At 55.2% G+C, this 576-nt stretch carries 1 protein-coding gene; it reads left to right on the forward strand.

Translation table 11 applies throughout. The features are described 5' to 3' along the window. Nucleotides 1–81: 81 nt before the first annotated feature. Nucleotides 82–576: transposase (locus tag GOB90_RS18790; RefSeq protein ID WP_173572236.1), on the forward strand; the 495-nt coding region annotated here is incomplete at its 3' end.

Raw genomic sequence — 576 nt, forward strand, 5'->3', positions numbered from 1 at the left:
GTGGAGGGTTCGAAAAACCCGCTGGTTTTGAAACCAGCTCTGTGATTCCATTCGTCCGGTTCTGACTGAGGGAATGGCGGTATGAAGCAGACGGGATTTTTTGACGTTGAAGAGCGGCTTGCCCGCTTGAGCGGGCTTGGTGATCAGCTCGAAGCATTTTCCCGGACTGTGGATTTTGAAGTCTTCCGCCCTGACCTGGAGAAGGCTCTGGCGTATTCTGACGGCAGCAAAGGCGGACGACCGCCATTTGATCCTGTGCTGATGTTCAAAATTCTGGTGATCCAGACGCTCAACAATTTGTCTGATGAGCGGACGGAATATCTGATCAACGATCGCCTCTCCTTTATGCGTTTCCTTGGTCTGGGACTTTCAGATCGGGTGCCGGATGCCAAAACGGTCTGGCTGTTTCGCGAGCGTCTGACCCAGGCGGGTGCGATCGATGGGCTGTTCAACCGCTTTGATGCGACCCTGCGTAACGCCGGGTATTTGCCGATGTCAGGCCAGATCCTGGATGCCACGCTGGTAGCGGCTCCGAAGCAGCGGAACACCAATGCAGAGAAAGCGGATCTGCGAGCA

Source organism: Acetobacter oeni (assembly GCF_011516825.1).
GTDB classification, from domain to species: Bacteria; Pseudomonadota; Alphaproteobacteria; order Acetobacterales; family Acetobacteraceae; genus Acetobacter; species Acetobacter oeni.